The organism is Nonomuraea sp. NPDC004186 (assembly GCF_053603495.1).
Genome location: NZ_JBSGFQ010000057.1, coordinates 77,839 through 84,959, shown reverse-complemented (window position 1 = coordinate 84,959; position 7,121 = coordinate 77,839). Strand labels below are relative to the sequence as shown.

7 protein-coding genes are annotated in these 7,121 nt (G+C 69.9%); 5 read left to right on the top strand and 2 right to left on the bottom strand.

What is annotated here, in order from left to right:
- Window positions 1–118 precede the first annotated feature (118 nt).
- Complete coding sequence (locus tag ACWEPL_RS37455; RefSeq protein ID WP_185078139.1) at window positions 119–301, bottom strand: hypothetical protein; 183 nt, start codon at window positions 299–301, stop codon at window positions 119–121.
- A gap of 148 nt (window positions 302–449) precedes the next feature.
- Here ACWEPL_RS37455 and ACWEPL_RS37450 point away from each other — a divergent pair, with 148 nt between their 5' ends.
- Genes ACWEPL_RS37450 through ACWEPL_RS37440 form a run of 3 tightly spaced genes read left to right on the top strand, consistent with a single transcriptional unit; the run spans window position 450 to window position 3,252 of the window.
- The gene (locus tag ACWEPL_RS37450) at window positions 450–1,001 is read left to right on the top strand and encodes a TlpA family protein disulfide reductase (RefSeq protein WP_363966462.1); all 552 of its coding nucleotides are present in this window, start codon (window positions 450–452) and stop codon (window positions 999–1,001) included.
- Window positions 1,002–1,003: 2 nt separating this feature from the next.
- A complete protein-coding gene (locus tag ACWEPL_RS37445; protein ID WP_452438959.1) occupies window positions 1,004–2,833 on the top strand; it encodes an ABC transporter ATP-binding protein in 1,830 nt (609 codons plus the stop codon).
- Window positions 2,830–3,252 (top strand): S26 family signal peptidase, encoded by a 423-nt coding sequence (locus ACWEPL_RS37440; RefSeq protein ID WP_452438958.1) that lies wholly within the window; start codon window positions 2,830–2,832, stop codon window positions 3,250–3,252. Before ACWEPL_RS37445 ends, ACWEPL_RS37440 begins: the two co-directional genes overlap by 4 nt.
- Here ACWEPL_RS37440 and ACWEPL_RS37435 read toward each other — a convergent pair.
- Complete coding sequence (locus ACWEPL_RS37435) at window positions 3,236–4,960, bottom strand: BTAD domain-containing putative transcriptional regulator (RefSeq protein ID WP_452438962.1); 1,725 nt, start codon at window positions 4,958–4,960, stop codon at window positions 3,236–3,238. The genes ACWEPL_RS37440 and ACWEPL_RS37435 overlap by 17 nt on opposite strands.
- A 178-nt stretch (window positions 4,961–5,138) precedes the next feature.
- Between ACWEPL_RS37435 and ACWEPL_RS37430 the strand changes: the two genes are divergently transcribed.
- Window positions 5,139–5,312 carry a hypothetical protein gene (locus tag ACWEPL_RS37430; protein WP_363966470.1) on the top strand — a complete coding sequence of 58 codons (174 nt, stop codon included), beginning with the start codon at window positions 5,139–5,141 and terminating at the stop codon, window positions 5,310–5,312.
- Between the two features lie 139 nt (window positions 5,313–5,451).
- Window positions 5,452–6,534, top strand: coding sequence for a pentapeptide repeat-containing protein (locus ACWEPL_RS37425; protein WP_363966472.1), 1,083 nt, complete (start codon window positions 5,452–5,454; stop codon window positions 6,532–6,534).
- Window positions 6,535–7,121: the final 587 nt, after the last annotated feature.

Below are 7,121 nucleotides of genomic sequence, written 5' to 3'. Positions count from 1 at the left end.
GCCGCGCGGCCTCCACCCAGTCGGCGGGCAGGTCCGCGCCAACCCCGAGGTCGACGTGGCCACCGACCTGAAGAACCTGTCGGAGGGCCCGTCCGGACGGGCCTTCGCGCCTACGCGGTCATCGGCAGCGCGGGTCCAGGCACTGGGCGCACGCGATCACGCCGCTCCCGCTCCGGAACTTGCAGATCTGGAAGTCACAACACCCGATCCACTCCGGGGGCGGAGCGTACGCCGCCGCCTCGGCCCTCGGCACCACCAGGCCGAGCATGAAATCGCTGACCTTGCCGAACAATCTGTTCATTCCCGCCTCCAAGCGGAACGCCGACGGTTCTCGGAGCCGACCGTAGAGAGGCTGCCGATCGGGCCGATACACGAGTGCGTATGCGGGGCCTATCGCCGCGGTTCCTAGGGTTCCGATGCCCGGCCACGGCGAAAGGGAGAGGACCCCCATGTCAGGTCTCGTCGCGATCCTTGCGTTCGTCAGCGTGCTGACGGTGCTCAATCTGCTGCTCACGTTCGGTGTGATCCGGCGGCTCCGCGAGCACACGGAGCTGCTCGCCGGCCGGGCGACCCCGATCACGGGCGAGGCACCCTCTCTACCGGTGGGCAGCCAGGTCGGGGACTTCGCCGCCACCACGACCGACGGGGAGCCGGTCGCGCGGGCGCTGCTCGCGGGCGACACCCTCGTCGCCTTCCTGACGCCCGGCTGCGAACCGTGCGAGGAAAGCCTGCCCCACCTCGTCGAAACCGCGAAGAAGTGGCCCGGCGGCCGGCAGAACACCCTGGTGGTCGTCATCGGCAAACGCGACCGCGCCGCCGAGTACGTCGAGCGGCTGACCCCCGTGGCGAGGGTCGTGGGCGAGGCGCCCGACGGGCCGATCGCCACGGGGTTCGGCGTGACGGCGTACCCGCTCTTCGGGGTGGTGGACTCCTCGGGTCAGGTGCTCCGATCGGAGTCGGCCCCCGCCGCGCTGCTGCCCCACGACGTCGCAACGGCCTGACGGTGCGGCTGCCTCGTCTGGGGGGCGTCGGCCACGCCCTCGGCCTGGCCTGGCGGGCCGGGCCTGCGACGTTCCTGGTGTACGTGGGCCTCACCGTGGTGAGCGGCGCCGTCCCCGTCGCCGTCTCGTGGCTGACCAAGCTGATCCTGGACCAGATCGCCACCGGCCACGCCGACGCGACGACGCTGACCGGTCTCGGCGCCGGATTGGCGGCCGCCGGAGCCGTCGTCACCGTCCTGCCGCGTGCCGCCCAATATGTCACCGAGGAGCTGGGCCGCTCCGTGGCGCTGCTGGCCGATGATCGCCTGTACGCGGTGGTCAACTCCTTCGCCGGGCTCGGGCGCTTCGAGGATCCCGCCTTCCTGGACCGGCTGCGCATGGCCAAACAGTCGGGCGGGGTCGCCCCGGGACGGGTCGTCGCCGCGGTGCTCTCCCTCGTCCAGGCGGCGATCAGCGTCGCCGGCTTTCTGGGCTCGCTCATCGTCATCAGTCCCCTGATGGTCGTGGCCGTGCTCATGGGAGCGTTTCCGATGACGATCGCCGAATTCCTGCTGTCCCGGCGGCGGGCCCAGATGTTCTGGCACATCGGACCGCTGCAGAGGCGGGAGATCTTCTTCGGGGACCTGCTGGGGAGCGTGGACGCCGCCAAGGAGGTACGGCTCTTCGGCATCGGCGGTCACCTGCGGAGCCTGATGCGCGCCGACAGGCTTTCCGCGAACGCCGCCGAGCGGCGCACCGGCAGACGGGAAATGCTCACGCAGGGCGGCCTCGGCCTGGTCAGCGCGACGGTGTCCGGCGCGGGCCTCGTCTGGGCCGTCCACGCAGCCGGCTCGGGGCAGCTTTCCGTGGGCGACATCACGATGTTCGCGGCCGCGGTGGCGGGCGTGGGGCTCGCGCTCGGACGCCTGGTCACCGAGGTCGCGGGGGCTCATTTCCAGCTCCTGATGTTCGACCATTACCGGGCCGTCGTGAATGCCGGGCCCGACCTCCCCGAGCCGTCGCGCCGGCGTCCGCTGGCGGGGCTACGGCAGGGGATCGAGCTCCGCGACGTCTGGTTCCGGTACTCGCCGGAGCATCCCTGGGCGCTGCGGGGCGTCAACCTGTTCATTCCGTACGGCTCCGTACTCGGTCTGGTCGGCGTGAACGGCGCGGGCAAGAGCACGATCGTCAAGCTGTTGTGCCGGTTCTACGACCCCGACCGGGGCGTGATCCTCTGGGACGGCGTGGACATCCGCGAGGTGCCGCCGGAGACGTTGCGGAGCAGGATCAGCGCGGTGTTCCAGGACTTCATGGCCTATGACCTGACGGCCGCGGAGAATGTCGGCCTGGGTGACGTCCGCGCGCTCCAGGACCGGCCCCGCATCGAGGCCGCCGCACGCGACGCGGGCGCCCATTCCCTCCTCGCCGGCCTGCCCGACGGCTACGAGACCCTGCTCTCGCGGCTGTTCTTCAGCGAGGCCGACAAGACCGACGCGAGCACGGGGGTCTATTTGTCCGGCGGGCAGTGGCAGCGCGTCGCGCTCGCCCGTGCGATGCTGCGCGACCAGTGCGACCTGATGATTCTCGACGAACCGAGCTCGGGGCTCGACGCCGACGCCGAACACGAGATCCACCAGCGGCTGCGGCGATATCGGGCGGGCCGCACGAGCGTGCTCGTGTCCCACCGGCTCGGTGCCATGACGGACGCGAGCGCCATAGCCGTGCTGGAGGACGGGCAGGTGACCGAGTACGGAACTCATGAGGAGCTCCTCACGCTGGGAGGCACCTACGCGCGGCTGTTCACCAGGCAGGCGCGGGGATACCGGGCCGACGAGCAGAGCGTGCCGTCGTGAACGGCTGGGTTCTCGCCGTCGTCGGCGGCGCCGTGGCGCTCGGCCTCGCGTACGTCAGGCGCCGGTTCGTCGCCGTGACCATCACGGGCACGAGCATGGCGCCCACCTACAGCGGTGGTGAACGCGTGCTGGTGGTACGCGCCGGAGTCGACCGCCTGCGCCGGGGCGACATCGTCGTGGTGCGGTGGGCGGCGACGGATTCGATCCCGCTGTTGCTGATCAAACGGGTGGCGGGGGTCGCCGGTGACCCCATCCCCGCCGACGTGGCGACCGCCGTCAGCCGGCCCGCGGGCACGCCCATCCCCGCCGGGAAGTTCATCGTGCTGGGCGACAACTCCGACTGGAGCCTGGATTCCCGGACGGTGGGCTTCTTCGACGGCGAGAGCCTGCTCGGGACGACGGTCAAACGCCGGGCATGAGCCTTAAGGCGCCCCGGGACACGGTGGCGATGTCCCGGGCCAGGAGCCGGGGCAGCTCCGTCATCCGGTAGCGGTCACGCGCGTGGAAGTCGAGCAGCTCCATCTCGACCAGCCGATCCAGTGCCCGGCTGATGCTCCTGACAGGCGCATGAAGCCTCCGGGCGGCCTCCCCCGCGCTGATCTCCGCGGCGGGAAGCGAGCCGAGCTGCCGGAACACCTCGATGGCGAGCCGATCCACCGGGTGCTCACTTGCCATGAGGTGCTCGACCTGCGCGTACATGCTGGCCCGCATCGACAGGTCACCGGCCTGGAGCTCGTCGAGCCGGTGCCGGTCGTCGGCCAGCCGCTCCAGCAGCTCGCGGACGGACCAGCCGGGATGCGCGACCAGCCGGGCGGCGACGATGCGCAGGGCGAGCGGCAGCCGGCCGCACAGCCGTACCACCTCGGCGGCGGCGCCGGGATCTTCCCGCAGCCTTTCCGGATCGACATGGTGCGCCAGGAACGCCATCGCCTCCTGCCGTCCCAGCCTGTCCAGCCGAAGGTGCAGCGCGCCGTCCAGCGTCGTGAGCATCGGACAGCTCGTGACGAGGAACGTGCACAGCCGGGCGGCCGCGAGGAACGGGCGGACGTGCGCGACCTCGGGCGCGTTGTCCAGCACCACGAGCATGCGGCCTTCCGCCAGGAGCGACCGGTATCGCGCGAGGGCGGTATCGGCATCGCTCACGGGCCGGCGGCGCGGTCGCAGGTCCACGTACAGCTGCCCGTCCGGATAGCGATCCGCGACCAGATGGGCGGCGTGCAGGGCCAACGAGGACTTGCCGGCTCCCGCTGGGCCGTGCACCACCACCAGACCGCCGGCGGCGCCGAGCCGCCGGGTGAGAAAGGAGAGTTCCGGCTCGCGCCCGACGATGACCGGCTTCCGCGGCAGCCGGCACGGCGGGGAGGCCGAGGCGACCGCGCGGGGCGGGCGCAGGTCCCGGCGCAGGATCGCCTGGTGGAGGCGCCGCAGGTCCTCGCCGGGCTCGATGCCCAGGGACCCGGTGATCGCGACGCGGGCCTGCTCGTACGCGTCGAGAGCCCCGGCGACGTCGTGGTCGGCGTACAGAGCGCGCATCAGCAGCGCCCACGCCCGCTCCCGCAGCGGCAGCTCCGTGACGAGCGAACGGAGGGGCCAGATGGCGGGTGCCGGCCGGCCGAGCAGCAGGAGTGCTTCGCAGCGGTCCTCCTGGACCGCTCGGCGCTGCTCGTCGATCGCGACCTCACGGGCGGCGATGACCGGCCCGTGGGGGACGTCCTCCAGCAGCCGCCCGCGCCACAAGGCGAGCGCCGTTTCGCATTGCCGCAGGGCTTCCTCGGCGCGTCCCTTTTCGAGAGCCGCGCGACCGGACGAGGCCTTGTCCTCGAACGCCCTCAGGTCGAGTTCGGCTGTATCGACCCGCAGTTGATAGCCGAGCGGCCGGACGACCAGGCGATCTCGCTCCGCCGCCGGAAACGCGGCTCGAAGCCGCGCCGCATAAGTGCGGAGATTGGCGGTGGCGGATTTGGGGGGAGCCGATCCCCACAATTCCTCGGTGATCTCGTGAAGCGGGGCAAGCGAGTTGGCCCGCACCAGCAGAAGGGACGTGAGTGTGCGTTGTTTCGGGGCTCCCGGCCTGAGCAACCGCCCATTCGCCCGTATCGCCAGCCCGCCCAGCACCGTGAATTCCATTGAACCAGGGGTCATCACCTCGAATCCTCGGAAACGAAAAGGCCCGCAACAAGGTCAGCCACCGGACATTGAGCGGACATTTCCCGAAGGGCACGCATACACATTCGTGTATCAGCCCTATCGGCAGCACCCATACGGTCGAATCCGAACACATCCGCGTCGTACCTGGAGGTACACCATGAACAGATTGTTCGGCAAGGTCAGTGACGCGATGCTGGGACTGCTGGTCCCCAGGAAGGAGGCCCACGCCGCGACGTGGATCGGGTGCTGCGACTCCTGCATGTGCATCTACCTGTATCCCAACGGCTCCACGAGCTGCCTTCGGTGCTCCTGCCAGATGTGCGGCGCCTAGCCATGCCCACGGGCCACGGATAGATCGCGTAGCCGGACGCCCGCGGATCCGCGAGGCGGGCGACCTGCCGCCGCGGGCGTCCGGACACGCGTGCGGCAGGCCATCCCCACGTAGGCCCTTGTCGGGCTTTACTTGGTTCATGCAGCGCATGCGCACGCTCGCGGGCTGGTTAATTGAAGGTCTTGAGCGCACCTTCTCCGACGGCCGGGACCCGTCGATCAAGGGGGTCTCCCGCGCGGAGTTCGAGGCACTGCCCGTGAAGGAGCGCATCGAGATCAGGGCGCTCGCCACGCAGAACAGAATGCAGTTGCTCTCCACGTCGGGGGTGCTGTTGGGGCTGCTGTTCACGGCGGCGGGGCTGTTCTACACCGCCCGCTCGCTCGACACCACGCAGGAAGGCCAGATCACCGAGCGTTACACGCGGGCTATCGAGCAGATCGGCTCGGACACGCTGGAGGGGAGAGTCGGCGCGATCTACGCCCTGGAGAGGATCTCTCGCGACTCGCCGCGCGATCAGCGGACCGTCGTGGACGTGCTCGCCACTTACGTACGCGAGCGCTCCCCGAAGAAGGTCAAGGAGAAGGAGCCACGCATCCCGGCGGACATCCAGGCGGCGCTCGCGGTGATCGCCAGGAACAAGCCCGCCGGCACGTCGCCGCCGACAGGGCCGCCGTGGGCCGCGCAGCACTGGGTGAACCTGTCGGGCATCCGCGCCACGGCCCTGACGCTGGTCAACGCCGACCTGTCCGGCGCGGACCTCACCGACACCGACTTCGGCCACCGCGAATACATAGAGAAGGCGGACGGCTCCATCAGATGGGTTCGCAGTTTCCTCGACCACGCGAACCTCTCCTACGCGGACATCGGCTCCTCGACCTGGATCCGGGTGTCGCTGTCCGGGGCGAACCTCACGGGGGCGAGCTTCGCCGGGTCCGACCTGACGAACATCGACCTCAGCGGGGCACGGCTTCCCGGCGCGAGCCTCATCGACGCGAAGGTCCGGTACGCGGACCTGGACGGTGCCGACCTCACGGGCGTCGACCTGGGCGGCGTCGACTTCACGGGCACCCACTTCCGTGGGGCCGACCTCACCGGCGCGAAATGGCCCAGCGGCCAGGGGAAGATCGACCTGCGCGGGGCCGACCTCAGCGGAGCCAAGGGCGTCCCGCCAGAAGACGTCCTGAAGAAGATCGCGCTGATGGACGACAAGACCCGGCTCTGACCGGCATCCGGCGTGCGTCCCCAGACGCGGAACCGCCCCCGACCTTGAGCCGTTTCGGCAGGTCGAAGGCGGTCTGATGAGAGTGGGCTGTTCACGAGTACATCTGACCTGTGGACCATTGGCGCCGTTGGAGATCGCTTCCCACGCGGGTGTTGATCGTTTCCCGCGTATTCGGCCAGAAGGGGCGGCTGAGGCGTCAGGGAATGGGAACCGAAGCACGCGGCGGGGATGCGTAACGGAGTTCAGCCGTGTCTGCGGCGTCGTGGCGGCGCAGGATCTGCGAGATCGGCGACAAGCCGCGTGGCAGGTCGTCGCGGATGAGTACATCGGCCGAGGCCGAGACATCCATCAGGCTTCCCGATGCCCCCCGGCGAGCCATCTCGCTGCCAGTGATCTCGGCGCGACCGAGCCCCTCCTGTTTCAAGGCATCGTGCAGCTCGGAGATCAGGAGACGGGCACGCTCCGCCGGACGCCGACGCTGGTGCCATGGCCTGCACCGCGAAATGATCAAACCTCCGCTCAGCACGACGATTCGGCGGATAAAGAACAGCTGATTCGGCGTTCCTGATCCGCAGGATCCGTCACCG

Coding starts and splice junctions, on each gene's coding strand:
- ACWEPL_RS37455 (WP_185078139.1), bottom strand. CDS start 301: ATGAACAGATTGTTCGGCAAGGTCAGCGATTTCATGCTCGGCCTGGTG.
- ACWEPL_RS37450 (WP_363966462.1), top strand. CDS start 450: ATGTCAGGTCTCGTCGCGATCCTTGCGTTCGTCAGCGTGCTGACGGTG.
- ACWEPL_RS37435 (WP_452438962.1), bottom strand. CDS start 4,960: ATGGAATTCACGGTGCTGGGCGGGCTGGCGATACGGGCGAATGGGCGG.
- ACWEPL_RS37430 (WP_363966470.1), top strand. CDS start 5,139: ATGAACAGATTGTTCGGCAAGGTCAGTGACGCGATGCTGGGACTGCTG.
- ACWEPL_RS37425 (WP_363966472.1), top strand. CDS start 5,452: ATGCAGCGCATGCGCACGCTCGCGGGCTGGTTAATTGAAGGTCTTGAG.